The sequence below is a fragment of the Streptomyces lavendulae subsp. lavendulae genome (genome assembly GCF_002803845.1).
Classification (GTDB): Bacteria; Actinomycetota; Actinomycetes; order Streptomycetales; family Streptomycetaceae; genus Streptomyces; species Streptomyces lavendulae.
Map to the genome: position 1 here is coordinate 2405155 of NZ_CP024985.1, position 15647 is coordinate 2420801.

The following is a 15647-nucleotide window of genomic DNA, read 5'->3' on the forward strand; positions in this document are numbered from 1 at the left end:
CGAACCCGCCTTGGAGCTCAAGCCTTCCGCTCATACCGACACCTTCGCGCGCGAACACCTGCCGCCCGCCGACGCCTGGCCGGAGCTCCTCTTCGAGCTGCCCGAACTGGCCTATCCGGACCGGCTGAACTGCGGCGCCGAACTGCTCGACGCCACCGTCGACCGGTTCGGCCCCGACCGCCCCGCCTTCCGCTCGGCCTCGGGCGAGGTGTGGTCGTACGGGGAGCTGCGCGAGCGCGTCGACTCGCTCGCCCACGTCCTCACCGTCGACCTCGGCGTGGTCCCCGGCAACCGGGTGCTGCTGCGCGGACCCACCGGACCGTGGCTCGCCGCCTGCTGGCTGGCCGTGATGAAGGCGGGCGGGGTGGCCGTCACCGTGCTGGCCCAGCAGCGCGCCCAGGAACTGGCGACGGTGTGCTCGATGGCCCAGGTGGGCCACGCCGTCTGTCACGCCGACGTGCTGGACGACCTGGTCAAGGCCGAGGTGCCCGGTCTGCGGATCGCCACCTACGGCGGGGACTCTCCGGACGACCTGCTGCGGCTGGCCGAGAACCACCGGGAGCCCTATCCCGCCGTCGAGACCTCCGCCGACGACGTGGCGCTGATCGCCTTCACCTCCGGCACCACCGGCCGCCCCAAGGGCTGCATGCACTTCCACCGCGACCTCCTCGCCGTCGCCGACACGTTCTCCCGCCATCTCCTGCGCCCCCGCCCCGACGACGTGTTCGCCGGCAGTCCCCCGCTGGGGTTCACCTTCGGACTCGGCGGACTGGTCGTCTTCCCGCTGCGCGCCGGGGCCTGCGCGCTGCTGCTGGAACAGGCCGCCCCTCGCGCACTGCTCCCCGCGCTCGCCGAGCACCGGGTCACGGTCCTCTTCACCGCTCCCACCGCCTACCGCTCGATGCTGGACACCCTGGGCCCCTACGACACGGGCGCCTACGACCTCTCCGCGCTGCGCCGCTGCGTCTCGGCCGGCGAGAACCTGCCCGCCGCCACCTGGCGGGCCTGGCACGAGCGCACCGGACTGCGGATCATCAACGGCATCGGGGCCACCGAACTGCTGCACATCTTCATCTCCGCGGCCGACGAGGACGCCCGCCCCGGCGCCACCGGCCGGGCGGTTCCCGGCTGGGAGGCCCGGGTCGTGGACCCCGCGGGCCGGCCCGTGGCGGACGGCGCACCCGGGCTCCTGGCCGTGCGCGGGCCGGTCGGCTGCCGCTACCTGGCCGACCCGCGCCAGCGCGAGTACGTCCGCGACGGCTGGAACCTGACCGGTGACACCTACGTCCGCGACACCGACGGCTACTTCCGCTACGTCGCCCGCGCCGACGACATGATCATCTCGTCCGGCTACAACATCGCGGGCCCGGAGGTGGAGGAGGCCCTGCTGCGCCACCCCGACGTCGTGGAGGCGGCGGTGGTCGGGCTCCCCGACGAGCGCCGGGGGCAGATCGTGGTCGCCCACGTCGTCGCGCGCGACGGAGCGGTGCTGACCGAGGACCTCCTGCGCACCCACATGCGCTCCGAACTGGCCCCGCACAAATGCCCGCGGTCCTTCGTCTTCCTGCCCGCGCTGCCCCGGACGGCGACCGGGAAACTTCAGCGCTTCCGGCTGCGCGATCTAGAGTGAACCCGTGGTCGAGCAGCACACTCCGCGATCTCTGATCGTCACGTTCTACGGCGCCTACGGGCGGACCTTCGAAGGGCCCGTCCCGGTGTCCGCGCTGGTCCGCCTGCTGGGCGCGGCCGGCGTCGACGCGCCCTCCGTCCGCTCCTCGGTGTCCCGGCTGAAGCGGCGCGGCTTCCTGGTGCCCGCGAAGACCGCGGACGGCGCCGCCGCCTACGACCTCTCCGAGGAGGCCCGGCTGCTGCTGGAGGACGGGGACCGGCGGATCTACGGCCCCCCTCAGGTGTCGGAGGAATGGCTCGTCGCGGTCTTCTCCGTCCCGGAGCAGGAGCGGAACAAACGCCACCTGCTGCGCTCCCGGCTCGCCCGGCTCGGCTTCGGGGCGGTGGCCCCGGGCGTGTGGATCGCCCCGGCCCAGCTGGCCCGCGAGACGGAGCACACGCTGGAGCGGTTGCACCTGACGGCCTACGTCGAGCTCTTCCGCGGCTCCCACCTCGGCTTCGCGCCCACCGCCGAGGCGGTGGCCCGCTGGTGGGACCTGACGGCGCTGGCCAAGCAGCACGAGGAGTTCCTCGACCTGCACGAGCCGGCGCTGCGCGCCCTCCAGTCGGGCCCCGAGCCCACGCCGGAGGCCGCGTACCGCACCCACCTCACCGCCCTGGACTCCTGGCGCCGCCTGCCCTACGCGGACCCGGGACTGCCCCGCGAGCTGCTCCCCGCGGACTGGCCGGGCGACCGGGCGGCGGCGGTCTTCGCCGAGCTCCACGCCCGGCTGCGGGACGCGGGCGCCCGCTTCGTGCGGACGTAGCGGCCGGCCGCGGCCGACCGCCGTGACGGGGCGGCGGTACGGCTTCGCGCACGGGGTGCGGGTCTTCATGGTTCCTCCTCCTGCCGGGCCCCGGTGGGGCCGCCGGACCGGCCGGTGATCCGGCCGCATTCCCAAGATCCCAGCGGCCCGGCACCGCCGCTTCCCCCACGTGGGGGAACCCTCTCCCCCACCCGGGGGAGCGCCCCGGGACCACCCCGCGCGCCCCCGCGAGCAGCCCGGAAATTCGGGTGCGCCCGGCTCCGGGCACCCGCCACGATGGGCCATGACATGGACCTTCAGCACTGATCTGGCGGCCTACCTGACGGCCGCGCGCCCCGCGTTGGCGGCACGGCCGGTGGTCAACACCAGCCTGCTCACCGTCACCGACTCCCTGGAACGGCGCGGCCTGCACGCCCACGGCACCGCCGACCCCGTCTTCGGCTGGTGGACCGGCGCCGACGGAACCGTCACGGGCGCCCTGCTCCGCACGCCGCCCTACCCCGTGCTGCTCGGCGCCCTGCCACCGGAGGCGGTCCGCGCCCTCGGCCCGGAGCTCACGGCCGGCCCGCTGCTCAGCGGGATCAGCGGGATCAACGCCCGCCGGACGGACGCCCTGACGCTGGCCGCCGCCTGGGGGCGCCCGACCCGGATCGTGGAGGAGCTGCGGCTCTACCGGCTCGGCACCCTGACGGCCCCGGAACGCGCCCCGGCCGGACGGCCCCGGCTCGCGGCCGAGGCGGACCTGCCCCTCCTGCTGGAGTGGACCCGGGAGTTCAACCGGGAGACGGAGCAGCCCGGCCGCGCCTCGGAAGCCGCCCTGCGCGAGCGGCTCTCCTACGGCGGCGCCCTGCTCTGGGAGCACGACGGCGGCCCGGTGTCCCTGGCGGCGTTCTCCCGCCCGATCGCCGGCGCCTCCCGCGTCGGCCCCGTCTACACCCCGCCCGCCGCCCGGGGCCGCGGCTACGCCGCCGGGATCACCCACGCCGCGACCGGAGCCGCCCACGCGGCCGGCGCCCGCGAGGTCCTGCTGTTCACCGACCTCGCCAACCCCACCAGCAACGGCATCTACCAGCGCCTCGGCTACACCCCGGTCGAGGACCGCGTCCACCTGGAGGCGCTCTGACCGCCCCCTCCCGCCGCCACCGCTACCCCTTCCCGGCCGGCGGCTTGCGGCTGCCGGCCCGGTAGGGGGCGGGCCAGGGCGCGCCCGGTCCCTCGTACCCCTGGTCGGCCGCGGCGTGCAGGGTCCAGTGCGGGTCGTACAGGTGCGGGCGGCCGACGGCGCACAGGTCGGCGCGCCCGGCCAGCAGCAGGGAGTTGACGTCGTCCCAGGAGGAGATGGCGCCGACGGCGATGACGGGGACACCGAGCGCGTTGCGGATCCGGTCGGCGTAGGGGGTCTGGTAGGAGCGCCCGTACTCCGGGGTCTCGTCGGACACGACCTGGCCGGTGGACACGTCGACGGCGTCCGCGCCGTGGGCGGCGAAGGCGGCGGCGATCCGCTCCGCCTCGTCCGGCGTGGTGCCGCCGGGCGCCCAGTCGGTCGCCGAGATCCGGACCGTCATCGGGCGGTCCCCGGGCCACACCGCACGGACCGCGTCGAAGACCTCCAGCGGGAAGCGCAGCCGGTTCTCCAGGGGGCCGCCGTAGGCGTCGTCCCGGTGGTTCGTGAGCGGCGACAGGAACCCCGACAGCAGGTAGCCGTGCGCGCAGTGCAGTTCCAGCAGGTCGAACCCGCATTCCGCGGCGCGCACGGCGGCCGCCGCGAAGTCGGAGCGCAGGACGGCGAGGTCGGCGGCGTCCAGCGCGCGCGGAACGGCCGACACGCCGGGCCGGTAGGGCAGCGCGGAGGCGGCGACGAGCGGCCAGTTGCCCTCGGGCAGCGGCTCGTCCATGCCCTCCCACATGACCCTCGTCGAGCCCTTGCGGCCCGAGTGCCCGAGCTGGACGCCGAGGGCGGTGCCCGGCGCGGAGGTGTGGACGAAGTCGACGATCCGCTTCCAGGCGGCCGTCTGCTCCGAGGTCCACAGGCCGGTGCAGCCGGGGGTGATCCGGCCCTCGGCGCTGACGCACACCATCTCCGTCATGACGAGCCCGGCCCCGCCCAGGGCCCGCTCGCCGAGGTGCACCAGGTGGAAGTCACCCGGCACCCCGTCCCGCGCCGAGTACATGTCCATGGGTGCGACGACGACCCGGTTGCGCAGGGTCAGGCCCCGCAGGGTGAACGGCGTGAACATCGGCGGGGTTCCCGCCGCGCCCCCAGCGCCCGCCTCGCCCGCCGCGCTCACCTCACCCACCTCGCCCGTCGGGCAGCCGAACTCCTCCTCCACCGCCCTCGTGAAGCGGGCGTCGCGCAGCCGCAGGTTCTCGTGCGTCACCCGTCGGCTGCGGGTCAGCAGGTTGAAGGCGAACTGCCGGGCCGGCTGGCCGACGTAGCCCTGGATCTCCTCGAACCACCGCATGCTGGCGGCCGCCGCCCGCTGGGTGCTGGCCACGGCGGGCCGCCGCGCCGCCTCGTACGCCGCCAGGGCCCGTGCCACCCCGGCCGCGGGGACCCCGTCCGGGGCCGGGCCCGCCGCGCCCGCTCCCGCCGCGCCCGCTTCCTCCCCTGGCACGGCCGCCAGGGCCTCGGCGAGCGCCAGCGCGTCCTCGACGGCCAGCTTGGTGCCGGAGCCGATGGAGAAGTGGGCCGTGTGCGCGGCGTCCCCGAGCAGGACCACGTTCCCGTGCGACCACCGCGCGTTCTCGACGGTGCGGAAGCGGGTCCACGCGGAGCGGTTGCCGCGCAGCGGCCTGCCGCGCAGGGCCTCGCTGAAGATCTTGGCGCACCGGGAGGCGGACTCCTGCTCGTCGCACAGGTCGAAGCCCGCGGCGCGCCACGCCTCCTCCCGCATCTCGACGATCACGGTCGAGGAGTCGTCGGAGTACGGGTAGGCGTGCAGCTGCATCACCCCGTGCGCGGTCTCCGCGATCTCGAAGCGGAAGGCTTCGAAGGCGAAGTCGGCGGCCAGCCAGATGTAGCGGCAGCGCCCTTCGGTGACGGTGGGACGGAAGTGCGCCGCGCCGTTCTCCCGGGTCGTGCTGTGCACCCCGTCCGCCGCGACGACCAGGTCGTGCGTACGGGCCAGCTCGTCCACGTCGGGGGCCGGGGTGCGGAAGCGGATCCGGACCCCGAGGCCCGCGCAGCGCTCGTGGAGGATCTCCAGCAGCCGGCGCCGGCCGAGCGCGGCGAAGCCGTGGCCGCCGGAGGTGAGCAGCCGGCCCCGGTGGACGACCTCGACGTCGTCCCAGCGCACGAACTCGGCGCCGAGGGCCGCGTGCACGACCGTGTCGGCGCGTTCGATGCCGCCGAGGGTCTCGTCGGAGAGCACGACGCCGAAGCCGAAGGTGTCCTCGGGGGCGCCCCTTTCCCAGACCTCCACGTGGTGTCCCTGCCGTGCCAGCAGCGCGGCGGCGTACAGTCCCCCCGGTCCCCCGCCCACGACGGCGACCCGCATGGCGTTACCTGCCCTTCCAGCGCGGCGGCCGCTTCCCGGTGAAGGCCGCGTGGAACTCCGCGTAGTCCTCGCCGTGCATCAGCAGCGCCTGGGTGTTGGCGTCGAGTTCGACCGAGGCGGCCAGCGGCATGTCCAGTTCCGCCGTCAGCAGGGCCTTGGTCTGCGCGTACGCGAGGGCGGGTCCGGCGGCGAGGTGGGCGGCCAGTTCGGCGGCCCGGGCGTCGGCCTTGCCCTCGTCGACCAGCTCGCTGAGCAGGCCGATCCGCTCCGCCTCGGGGGCGCGTACGGGTTCTCCGAGCATCAGCAGCCGGGTGGCGTGGCCGAGGCCGACGACCCGGGGCAGCAGGTAGGCGGCGCCCATGTCCCCGCCGGAGAGGCCGACGCGGGTGAAGAGGAAGGCGAACCGGGCGGTGGGGTCCGCGATCCGGAAGTCGGCGGCGAGGGCCAGCACGGCTCCGGCCCCGGCGGCCACCCCGTGCACGGCGGCGATCACCGGGAAGGGGCATTCGCGGACGGCCCGGACCACCTGGCCGGTCATCCGGTTGAAGTCGAGGAGCTGGGCGGTGTCCATGGCGAGGGTGGCACCGATGATCTCGTCCACGTCCCCGCCGGAGCAGAAGCCACGGCCCTCGCCGGCGAGCACGAGGGCGCGTACGGAACGTTCGCGGGACAGTTCGGCGAGCAGGTCGCGCAGGTCGGCGTAGGCGCCGAAGGTGAGCGCGTTCAGCTTCTCGGGGCGGTCGAGGGTCACGGTGGCGACACCGTCCTGCCGGGTCACCCGCAGGTTGCGCCACCGTTCGGTCGATGGGGTGGAACCGGTGAAGGGGCTCACGGAACCGACGGTATCACCGACTCGTGACCACCGTCACGGAAACGCGACACGGGAGGGTGCGACGGCCCGTCGGCCAGGACCCGGCCGGGGTGCCCTACGGAGCCGGAATTCCACTTCGTATCGTTGAAAGCGGGAGTTCACCCGGGCGCCACCGGAGCGACTCCCGCAGCACCGCCCCTCCACGCTCCCGCGACGATCCCGGAACGGACGGATCCGCTTTGCCCGACGCCTCCGCCTGGCGGATCGCCCTCCCGCACTCCACCGCCGCCGTGCCCCTCGCGCGCGCCCTGGTCCGCACCGCCCTCACGGACGGCGGCCCCTCGGCCGACCGGGACACCGCGGAGCTGCTGACCGCGGAACTGGTCGCGAACGCCGTGGAGCACACCTCCGGCGGCGGAGCCCCCATCGAGCTGGTCGTGGAGCTGCTGGCGAACGGCTGCCAGGTGGAGGTGCACGACGGCGACCCGCGCCCGCCGGGCGATCTCGCCGCCCGCCCCGACGACACCCCGCCCGACCCCTGGCAGGAGCACGGCCGGGGCCTGCTGCTGATCCGGACCCTCAGCTCCGCCTGCGGCCACCGGCGCACCGCGCGCGGGAAGGCCGTGTGGTTCACCCTGCCGGGCCGCGCCGCGACCCCCTGACGGCGCGGACGGGGGGCGGCCACGACGCCCCGGCCACCACGCCCCGACCGCGGACCCGGGGACTACGCCCCGGCCGCGGACCCGGCGAGCAGCGCCACGAGGACGGCCTTGATGGTGTGCAGCCGGTTCTCGGCCTCGTCGAAGACGACGGAGTGGACCGATTCGAACACCTCGTCCGTGACCTCCAGCGAGTCCAGCCCGTGCCGCTCGTGGACCTCGCGGGCCACCTTGGTGCCCAGGTCGTGGTAGGCGGGCAGGCAGTGCAGGAACTTCACGTCCGGGTTCCCGGTCGCGCGCAGCACGTCCATGGTGACGGCGTACGGGACCAGGGCCGCGATCCGCTCGTCCCAGACCTCCTTGGGCTCGCCCATCGACACCCAGACGTCCGTGGCCACGAAGTCGGCCTGGGCCACGCCCTCGGCGACCTCCTCGGTGAGGGTGATCCGGGCCCCGCTGGCCGCGGCCAGCTCCCGGGCCCGCGCCACGACGGCCTCGGCCGGCCAGTACGCCTTCGGCGCGACGATCCGGACGTCCATGCCCAGCAGCGCGCCGGTGACCAGGTAGGAGTTGCCCATGTTGAAGCGGGCGTCGCCGAGGTAGGCGAAGGCGATGTGCTCCAGCGGCTTGTCGCTGTGCTCGGTCATCGTGAGCACGTCGGCGAGCATCTGGGTGGGGTGCCAGTCGTCGGTGAGGCCGTTGAAGACCGGGACGCCCGAGTGCGCGGCGAGCTCCTCGACGGCGTCCTGGCTGTCGCCCCGGTACTCGATCCCGTCGAACATCCGGCCGAGCACCCGGGCCGTGTCCCGGACGGACTCCTTGTGGCCCATCTGGGAGCCGGTGGGGTCGAGGTAGACCGTGTGGGCACCCTGGTCGGCGGCGGCGACCTCGAAGGCGCAGCGGGTGCGCGTCGAGGTCTTCTCGAAGATCAGCGCGATGTTCTTGCCCTGGAGGCGGCGCTGCTCGGTCCCGGCCTTCTTGGCGGCCTTGAGTTCGGCGGCGAGCTCGACCAGACCGCGGAACTCGGCGGCGGTGAAGTCGAGCTCCTTGAGGAAACTGCGGCCGAAGAGGTCGGTGGCCATGGGGGACACTCCAGGGTGACGCTGACAGGGGATGCTGGAAGTCTATACGATCCTCTGCATTGATATACAGTCCGGCCTGGTCATCCGCCCCGGATCACACGGCGCCGGATCACACAGGGCCGGATCACAAGCGCCCGGTCACACGGCGTCCCGCTCCACCGGGCAGCTCATGCACCGCGGCCCGCCCCGCCCCCGCCCGAGCTCGCTCCCCGGGATCTCGATCACCTCGATGCCCTCCTTGCGCAGGTGCGTGTTGGTCGTGACGTTGCGCTCGTACGCGACCACCACCCCCGGTTCCACCGCCAGCACGTTGCACCCGTCGTCCCACTGCTCGCGCTCCGCCGAGTGCACGTCCTGGGTGGCCGTCAGCACCCTGATCCGCTCCAGGCCGAGCGCGGCCGCGATCGCCCGGTGCATGTGTTCGGCCGGATGGTCGCTCACCCGCAGTTCCCCGGGCCGCTCGCCCGGCCGGATCGTGTAGGAGCGCAGCATGCCGAGTCCCGCGTACTGAGTGAACGTATCTGCGTCGACCATCGTCATCACCGTGTCCAGGTGCATGAAGGCCCGCCGCTTGGGCATGTCGAGCGCCACGATGGCCGTCGCCGAGCCGGCCGCGAACAGGCCGCGCGCGAGCATCTCCACCGCCTGCGGGGTGGTCCGCTCGCTCATCCCGATCAGGACGGCGCCGTTGCCGATGACCAGGACGTCCCCGCCCTCGATGGTCGAGGGGTAGTCCGCCTGCCCCTGTGACCAGTAGTGGAAGGCCCCGGATCCGGTGAACAGCGGGTGGTAGCGGTAGATCGCCTCGAAGTGCACGGTCTCGCGCTGCCGGGCGGGCCAGCGCATGGCGTTGATCGACACCCCGTCGTAGATCCAGGCGGAGGTGTCCCGCGTGAAGAGGTGGTTGGGCAGCGGGCCCAGCAGGAAACCGTCCGTCTCCAGCGCGTGGAAGCGCACCGACACCGGCTCGGCGTGCCGCTCCAGGAACTCCCGTTTGGTCATGCCGCCGACCAGCGCCTCCGCGAGGTCGGCCGAGGAGAGCCCGCCGAAGACGGAACGCAGGTGGTCGGTGGCGAGGGGGCCGTACTCCTTCTCGTCGAAGACCCGGTCCAGTACGAGGTGTCTCGCCTCGGGGATGTCGAGGGACTCGCGCAGCAGGTCGCCGAAGAGGTGGACGGCGACGCCCCGGTCGCGGAGCACGTCCGCGAAACCGTCGTACTCCTGGCGGGCCCGGCGCACCCACAGCACGTCGTCGAAGAGGAGGGCGTCCTTGTTGCTCGGTGTGAGCCGCTTCAGCTCCAGGTCGGGCCGGTGGAGGATGACGCGGCGCAGCCGCCCGGTCTCGGAGTCGACGTGGAATCCCATGCCGTACACGTACCCAGACCGGGCGGCTTTCTGACCTTGCGTCGGCCGCGCGGACTCAGCGCAGGCCGAGAAGTGCCGTCGGGGCGCCGATCACTTCCGGAGCGATCACGCCGAGCTTGGGGGCGGTCAGGTTCGGGAGGCCGCTGTTGCTGCCGTCCGGCATCGTCAGGGGCGAGCCGACGACGGCTCCGGGGCTCCGGGTGCGCAGGGTGGTGTCCGGGGACTCCAGCGAGCCCTCCCCGTCCGTCGAGGGGTCGCCCAGCAGGTTGGGCACCGGCGAGGTGACCCGGGTGACCCCGAGGTCGGTGGCGATCGGCACCACCGGGAGCAGTGGGGTCGGGAGCATGTCGCCCTTGTGGTGGCGGGGTGCCTCGGGGGCACCGACGACCGGCACCGGGACGGCGGTGACCACGTGCGGGGTGGGTACGCCCAGCGTGGTCTCCACCGCCTCCAGCGGGACTCCCACGGGAACCGAGTCGGCCACGGCCGGGGTGGCCGCGCCGGCCGCGGCCATACAGGTCATGAGCGCCGCAATGCTTCCGCGCGCGGTCATCTTCATAGGTGACGTTCCGTCCTTCCGGGTTCGCGGACATTCCGCTGCCCTGGATGAACGATCCGGCCGGTGTATTCCCCGGACTTCTCCGCGAAAGTTCCCCCATACGACCTAATTCCAGGCCGTACGGGGGCCGCCGCTTTACGGCACGCGTCCCTCGATCGGGGTCCCGGCCGGGACCCCGGCGGGGGTCACAGCCGGGGGTCCACCGGCTCCGATTCGAGGGCGAGCACGGCGAACACCGCCTCGTGGACCCGCCACAGCGGCTCCCCCGCCGCCAGCCGGTCCAGGGCCTCCAGCCCGAGCGCGTACTCGCGCAGGGCGAGCGAGCGCTTGTGGCCGAGGAACCGCGGGCGCAGTCGCTCCAGCTGCTCCGGACGCGTGTACTCCGGTCCGTAGATGATCCGCAGGTACTCGCGTCCGCGGACCTTCAGCCCCGGCTGGACCAGCCGGCCCTTGCCGTCGCGGGCGTACGCCACGAGCGGCTTGACGACCATGCCCTCACCGCCGCCGGCGGTCAGCTCCAGCCACCAGTCGGTGCCGGCCCGCACGGACGCCTCGTCCCCGGTGTCCACGAGGATCCGGGCGGTGCGCCGCAGCAGCGGGGCACCGGACCGGTCGGCGGCGGCCCGTCCGTCGGCGTCGGCGAGCCGGTCCAGCCACCCCAGCTGCTCGTCGTGCGGTACGGCGGCCAGCGAACGGCCGGCCGCCGCGAGCAGCTGGAACGGCGCGAACCGTACGTCGTCCAGCCCGTCGGTGGTCCAGCAGTAACGCCGGTACGCCTCGGTGAAGGCGGCGGCGTCGGCGGCCCGGCCGCGCTGGCGCTCCAGGAGGGCTCCGGTGTCCACGCCCCGGGCCGCGGCCGCCTCCAGGGCGGCGAGGGCGTCCGGGAAGACGGCGCGGGAGGCCGCGCCGACGGCGGCGTACTGGTTGCGGAGCAGGCCGGTGGACTTCAGGGACCAGGGCAGCAGCTCGCCGTCGAACAGCAGCCAGTCCGTGCCGAGTTCCTCCCACAGGCCCGCGCCGTCGACGGCTGCGCGCAGGCGGGCGAGGAAGGCCTCCGTCACCCCGGGGTCGTGGAAGAAGGGGCGTCCGGTGCGGGTGTAGAGGGAGCCGGTGACGCCGCCGTCGACCCCGAACCGCTCGCGGGCCGCACCGGCGTCGCGGCAGAGCAGGACGGTGGCGCGCGAGCCCATGTGCTTCTCCTGGCACACCACCCGCTCGACGCCGTCGGCCCGGTACTGGGCGAAGGCCTCGGCCGGGTGCTCCAGCCAGCCCTCCTGCGCGGCCGTGGCGGTCGGGGCCATGGTCGGCGGGAGGTAGGGCACCAGCCGGGGGTCCACCGCGAAGCGGCTCATGACCTCCAGGGCGGCCGCCGCGTTCTCCTCGCGGACGCCCACGTTGCCCAGGTGACGGGTCTCCACCACGCGGCGGCCCTGTACGTCGGCCAGGTCCAGCGGACGGCCGTCGTGCCCGCCCGGAACCGCGGCGACGAGCGGCTTGACCGGCTCGTACCAGACCTTCTCGGCCGGTACGTCGACCAGTTCGCGCTCGGGCCAGCGCAGGGCGGTCATCCGGCCGCCGAAGACGGCGCCGGTGTCGAGGCAGATGGTGTTGTTGATCCAGGTGGTGTCCGGGACCGGGGTGTGTCCGTAGACGACGACTGCCTTGCCCCGGTAGTCCTCGGCCCACGGGTAGCGCACGGGCAGGCCGAACTCGTCGGTCTCGCCCGTGGTCTCCCCGTACAGGGCGTGCGAGCGGACCCTGCCGGAGGTGCGGCCGTGGTACTTCTCGGGCAGGCCCGCGTGACAGACCACCAGCCGGCCTCCGTCGAGGACGTAGTGGCTGACCAGGCCTGCGATGAACGTCCGCACCTCCTGCACGAACTCCTCGGACTCGCGCCCGAGCTGCTCGACGGTCTCCGCGAGGCCGTGCGTGAGCTGGACCTTGGAGCCCTTGAGGTAACGGCCGAGCTTGTTCTCGTGGTTCCCGGGGACGCACAGGGCGTTGCCGGACCCGACCATGCCCATCACCCGGCGCAGGACGCCGGGGCTGTCGGGGCCGCGGTCGACGAGGTCGCCGACGAAGACGGCGGTGCGCCCGTCGGGGTGGACGCCGTCCTCGTAGCCCAGCTTGCCGAGCAGGGTCTCCAGCTCGGAAGCGCAGCCGTGGATGTCGCCGATGATGTCGAAGGGGCCGGTGAGGTGGGTGAGGTCGTTGAAGCGCTTCTCCAGGACGACCTCGGCGGACTCGGCCTCCTCCACCGTGCGCAGCACGTGCACCTTGCGGAAGCCCTCGCGCTCCAGACCGCGCAGCGAGCGGCGCAGTTCGGAGCGGTGGCGCTGGATGACCCGGCGCGGCAGCCCGGCACGGTCCGGGCGGGCCGCGTTGCGTTCGGCGCAGACGGACTCCGGCATGTCGAGGACGATGGCGATGGGCAGCACGTCGTGCTCACGGGCCAGCCTGACCAGCTGACGGCGCGATTCCGCCTGGACGCTGGTGGCGTCGACGACCGTCAGGCGTCCGGCGGCGAGCCGCTTGCCCGCGATGTGGTGCAGGACCTCGAAGGCGTCCTTGCTGGCGCTCTGGTCGTTCTCGTCGTCGGCGACCAGGCCCCGGCAGAAGTCGGAGGACAGCACTTCGGTGGCCTTGAAGTGCTTGCGGGCGAAGGTGGACTTGCCCGATCCGGTGGCCCCGATCAGGACGACGAGGGACAGGTCGGTGACGGGGAGGACGCGGTGGGTGGTGGGAGTGTTCATGCTGCCTCGCCCTCCTTCGGGGTATCGGTGGTTTCGGTGGCGGAAGGGGTTTCGGTGGCGGAAGGGAAGTCGGTGGCGGCGGCCGTGAAGACGGCCATCTGGGTCGGCGGACCCACCTCGGGGTCGTCCTCGCCGACGGGTGCGTACACGACGGTGTAGCCGTACCGGGCGGCGACCTCGCCGGCCCAGGCGCGGAACTCCTCGCGGTTCCATTCGAAGCGGTGGTCGCGGTGGCGGACGTGCCCGGCGGGCAGCGACTCCCAGCGGACGTTGTACTCGACGTTCGGGGTGGTCACGAGCACCGTGCGGGGGCGGGCCGCGCCGAAGACGGCGTACTCCAGCGCGGGCAGCCGCGGCAGGTCGAGGTGCTCGACGACCTCGCTGAGCACGGCGGCGTCGTAGCCGGCCAGCCGCTTGTCGGTGTAGGCGAGCGAGCCCTGCAGGAGGGTGACGCGGGAGCTCTGGCGCTCCCCCATCCGCTCCAGCCGCAGCCGCCGGGCGGCCGTGGCCAGCGCCCGCACGGACACGTCGACACCGACGATCTCCGTGAAGGACGGGTCCTTCAGCAGGGCCTGGACGAGCTGTCCCTGTCCGCAGCCCAGGTCCAGGACCCGGGCGGCCCCGGCGGAACGCAGGGCGGCGAGGATGGCCTCGCGCCGGCGCACCGCGAGCGGGACCGAGCGCTGCGTGTCGTCCGGCTGCTCCTCCGCGGCGTCGTCGAGTTCTCCGGCCTCGCTGCCGTCGGCCTCGGCGAGGCGGGCCAGTTCCAGGCGCTCCATCGCGTCCTGGGTGAGCCGCTTGTGCCGGGCCAGGTAGCGGGCGGTGATCAGGGCGTGCTCGGGGTGCGCCGCCAGCCAGCCGTCTCCGGCGCGCAGCAGCTTGTCGACCTCGTCGGGGGCGATCCAGTAGTGCTTGGCGTCGTCGAGCACGGGCAGCAGCACGTAGAGCTGGCGCAGGGCGTCGTCGAGCTTCAGCTCGCCCTCCAGGACGAGCCGTACGTAGCGGCTGTCGCCCCACTCGGGGAAGCGTTCGTCCAGCGCGACGGGCTCGGTGCGTACGGAGTCCCAGCCCAGCGGGCCGAAGAGCCGCCGCACCAGGTCCGCGCCGCCCCGGGCGGGCAGCGCCGGCAGCTCGACGCGCAGCGGACGCGGCCGGCCGGGCAGTTCGGGCCGGGCGGCGCACGTACCGGCCAGGGCGCTGCGGAAGACCTTGCCGAGCGCGACGGCGAACAGGGAGGAGGCGGCGTACGGGCGGTCGTTGACGTACTGCGCGAGCGCCGCGTCGGGGGCTCCTCCCCGGCCCTTGCCCTTGCCCTGGGAGCGCCGCACGAGTGCGACGGGATCCACCTCCAGCAGCAGGGCCGCCGTGCACCGCTCGGCCGTGGCCTCGGGGTAGAACACGTGGGCGGTGCCGTGGGAGGTGGTGAACTCCTGCGCCTTGCCGGGGTGCTTGTGCAGCAGGAAGCCCAGGTCGGTGGCGGGTCGTTCGGGGGTGCCGGTGGTGGAGATCGTCAGGAACACACGGTCGATTCTGTTCCACGACCGCCGTCCGGCGCCCCTGGTTTTCCGGGCCCGGAGACGGTGTGCGGGGGCGGTGTGCGGACCGGGACGGGATCAGGGCGGCGGGGTGCGCAGGGCCGCGATGACGTCCGGTCCCACACGGCAGCAGCCGCCGACGAGGCGCGCACCCGTCGCGCGCCAGGCCGCCACGTTCCAGGGGGCGGGGGCGGACGGGGGGTGCCAGGTCCGGTCGGCGGCGTCCCAGACGGAGCCGTCGTTGGGGTAGGCCACGAGGGGCTTGGCGGTGACGGAGGCGGCCGCCTCCAGGGCGGGGAGCACATCGGCCGGGTCGCAGCAGTTGACGCCCACCGCGATGACCTCGGGGGCGGCGGCCGCGAGGGCGAAGGCCTCGTCGAGGGGCTGGCCGGCCCGGGTGCGGCCGGCCGCCACGGTGTAGGTGAGCCAGGCGCGGGCCCCGGTGCCGGCCAGGACGCGCAGCAGGGCCTCGGCCTCGTCGGTGTCGGGGACGGTTTCCAGGGCCAGCACGTCCGCCCCGCCCAGGGCCTCGATCCGGGGGCGGTGGAAGGCGGCCAGCCGGTCCACGCCCAGCCCGTACCGGCCCCGGTACTCGGAGCCGTCGGCGAGGACCGCCCCGTACGGGCCCACGGAAGCGGCCACCCACACCTCGTGGGCGGCGGCCCGCGCGGCCCGGTCGGCCACCCGTACGCTCCGCCGCAGCAGGACCGGGTCGTTCCCGACCTGGTAGCTCGCGGTGATCAGTACCTCGGCGCCGGCCCGGACGTACGCCGTGTGGGCGGCCTCCACCTGGTCGGGCTGCTCGGCGAGCACCCGGCCGGTCCACAGGTCCCCGGACAGGTCGCAGCCCTGGGCGGCGAGCTGGTTGCTGAGCCCGCCGTCCAGGAGGACGTTCCGGGCAGCCAGGGCGTCGGCGAGCGGGCCGGTCGCGCGGGGCATGGTCGGCTTCCT

12 protein-coding genes are annotated in these 15647 nt (G+C 74.0%); 4 read left to right on the forward strand and 8 right to left on the reverse strand.

Going from position 1 to position 15647, the window contains the following annotated elements:
• Positions 1-10 precede the first annotated feature (10 nt).
• From SLAV_RS10030 to SLAV_RS10040, 3 genes are all read left to right on the forward strand, one after another.
• Positions 11-1630, forward strand: a complete 1620-nt coding sequence (locus tag SLAV_RS10030; RefSeq protein ID WP_030238301.1) for an AMP-binding protein — start codon at positions 11-13, stop codon at positions 1628-1630.
• Between the two features lie 4 nt (positions 1631-1634).
• On the forward strand, positions 1635-2435 hold the full coding sequence (locus SLAV_RS10035; RefSeq protein WP_030238298.1) for a PaaX family transcriptional regulator: 801 nt from the start codon (positions 1635-1637) through the stop codon (positions 2433-2435).
• Between the two features lie 283 nt (positions 2436-2718).
• On the forward strand, positions 2719-3558 hold the full coding sequence (locus SLAV_RS10040; protein WP_030238296.1) for a GNAT family N-acetyltransferase: 840 nt from the start codon (positions 2719-2721) through the stop codon (positions 3556-3558).
• Positions 3559-3580: 22 nt separating this feature from the next.
• Here the strand turns inward: SLAV_RS10040 and SLAV_RS10045 are convergent, their stop codons facing one another.
• Together SLAV_RS10045 and SLAV_RS10050 are read right to left on the reverse strand one after the other, a co-directional pair.
• Positions 3581-5932, reverse strand: coding sequence for a bifunctional salicylyl-CoA 5-hydroxylase/oxidoreductase (locus SLAV_RS10045; protein WP_030238293.1), 2352 nt, complete (start codon positions 5930-5932; stop codon positions 3581-3583).
• Positions 5933-5936: 4 nt separating this feature from the next.
• Entirely contained in the window at positions 5937-6764 is an 828-nt protein-coding gene (locus SLAV_RS10050; protein ID WP_030238282.1) for an enoyl-CoA hydratase family protein, read from the reverse strand.
• 218 nt (positions 6765-6982) lie between these two features.
• Between SLAV_RS10050 and SLAV_RS10055 the strand changes: the two genes are divergently transcribed.
• Positions 6983-7405 (forward strand): ATP-binding protein, encoded by a 423-nt coding sequence (locus tag SLAV_RS10055; RefSeq protein WP_030238280.1) that lies wholly within the window; start codon positions 6983-6985, stop codon positions 7403-7405.
• A 62-nt stretch (positions 7406-7467) separates the two neighbouring features.
• Here SLAV_RS10055 and argF read toward each other — a convergent pair whose 3' ends face one another.
• The 6 genes from argF to mmuM all read right to left on the reverse strand — a co-directional run bounded on the left by argF (position 7468) and on the right by mmuM (position 15635).
• Complete coding sequence (gene argF / locus SLAV_RS10060; protein WP_030238277.1) at positions 7468-8484, reverse strand: ornithine carbamoyltransferase; 1017 nt, start codon at positions 8482-8484, stop codon at positions 7468-7470.
• Between the two features lie 138 nt (positions 8485-8622).
• Positions 8623-9849, reverse strand: a complete 1227-nt coding sequence (locus tag SLAV_RS10065) for an arginine deiminase (protein WP_100661273.1) — start codon at positions 9847-9849, stop codon at positions 8623-8625.
• A 55-nt stretch (positions 9850-9904) separates the two neighbouring features.
• Positions 9905-10402, reverse strand: coding sequence for a hypothetical protein (locus tag SLAV_RS10070; RefSeq protein ID WP_244225239.1), 498 nt, complete (start codon positions 10400-10402; stop codon positions 9905-9907).
• Positions 10403-10593: 191 nt separating this feature from the next.
• Positions 10594-13161, reverse strand: a complete 2568-nt coding sequence (locus SLAV_RS10075) for a polynucleotide kinase-phosphatase (RefSeq protein ID WP_030238269.1) — start codon at positions 13159-13161, stop codon at positions 10594-10596.
• On the reverse strand, positions 13158-14681 hold the full coding sequence (locus SLAV_RS10080; protein WP_030238266.1) for a 3' terminal RNA ribose 2'-O-methyltransferase Hen1: 1524 nt from the start codon (positions 14679-14681) through the stop codon (positions 13158-13160). The genes SLAV_RS10075 and SLAV_RS10080 overlap by 4 nt, the downstream gene beginning before the upstream one ends.
• A gap of 93 nt (positions 14682-14774) precedes the next feature.
• On the reverse strand, positions 14775-15635 hold the full coding sequence (gene mmuM, locus SLAV_RS10085) for a homocysteine S-methyltransferase (protein ID WP_030238263.1): 861 nt from the start codon (positions 15633-15635) through the stop codon (positions 14775-14777).
• Between the last annotated feature and the right edge of the window lie 12 nt (positions 15636-15647).

Coding starts and splice junctions, on each gene's coding strand:
- SLAV_RS10040 (WP_030238296.1), top strand. CDS start 2,719: ATGACATGGACCTTCAGCACTGATCTGGCGGCCTACCTGACGGCCGCG.
- SLAV_RS10045 (WP_030238293.1), bottom strand. CDS start 5,932: ATGCGGGTCGCCGTCGTGGGCGGGGGACCGGGGGGACTGTACGCCGCC.
- argF (WP_030238277.1), bottom strand. CDS start 8,484: ATGGCCACCGACCTCTTCGGCCGCAGTTTCCTCAAGGAGCTCGACTTC.
- SLAV_RS10065 (WP_100661273.1), bottom strand. CDS start 9,849: ATGGGATTCCACGTCGACTCCGAGACCGGGCGGCTGCGCCGCGTCATC.
- SLAV_RS10070 (WP_244225239.1), bottom strand. CDS start 10,402: ATGACCGCGCGCGGAAGCATTGCGGCGCTCATGACCTGTATGGCCGCG.
- SLAV_RS10075 (WP_030238269.1), bottom strand. CDS start 13,161: ATGAACACTCCCACCACCCACCGCGTCCTCCCCGTCACCGACCTGTCC.
- mmuM (WP_030238263.1), bottom strand. CDS start 15,635: ATGCCCCGCGCGACCGGCCCGCTCGCCGACGCCCTGGCTGCCCGGAAC.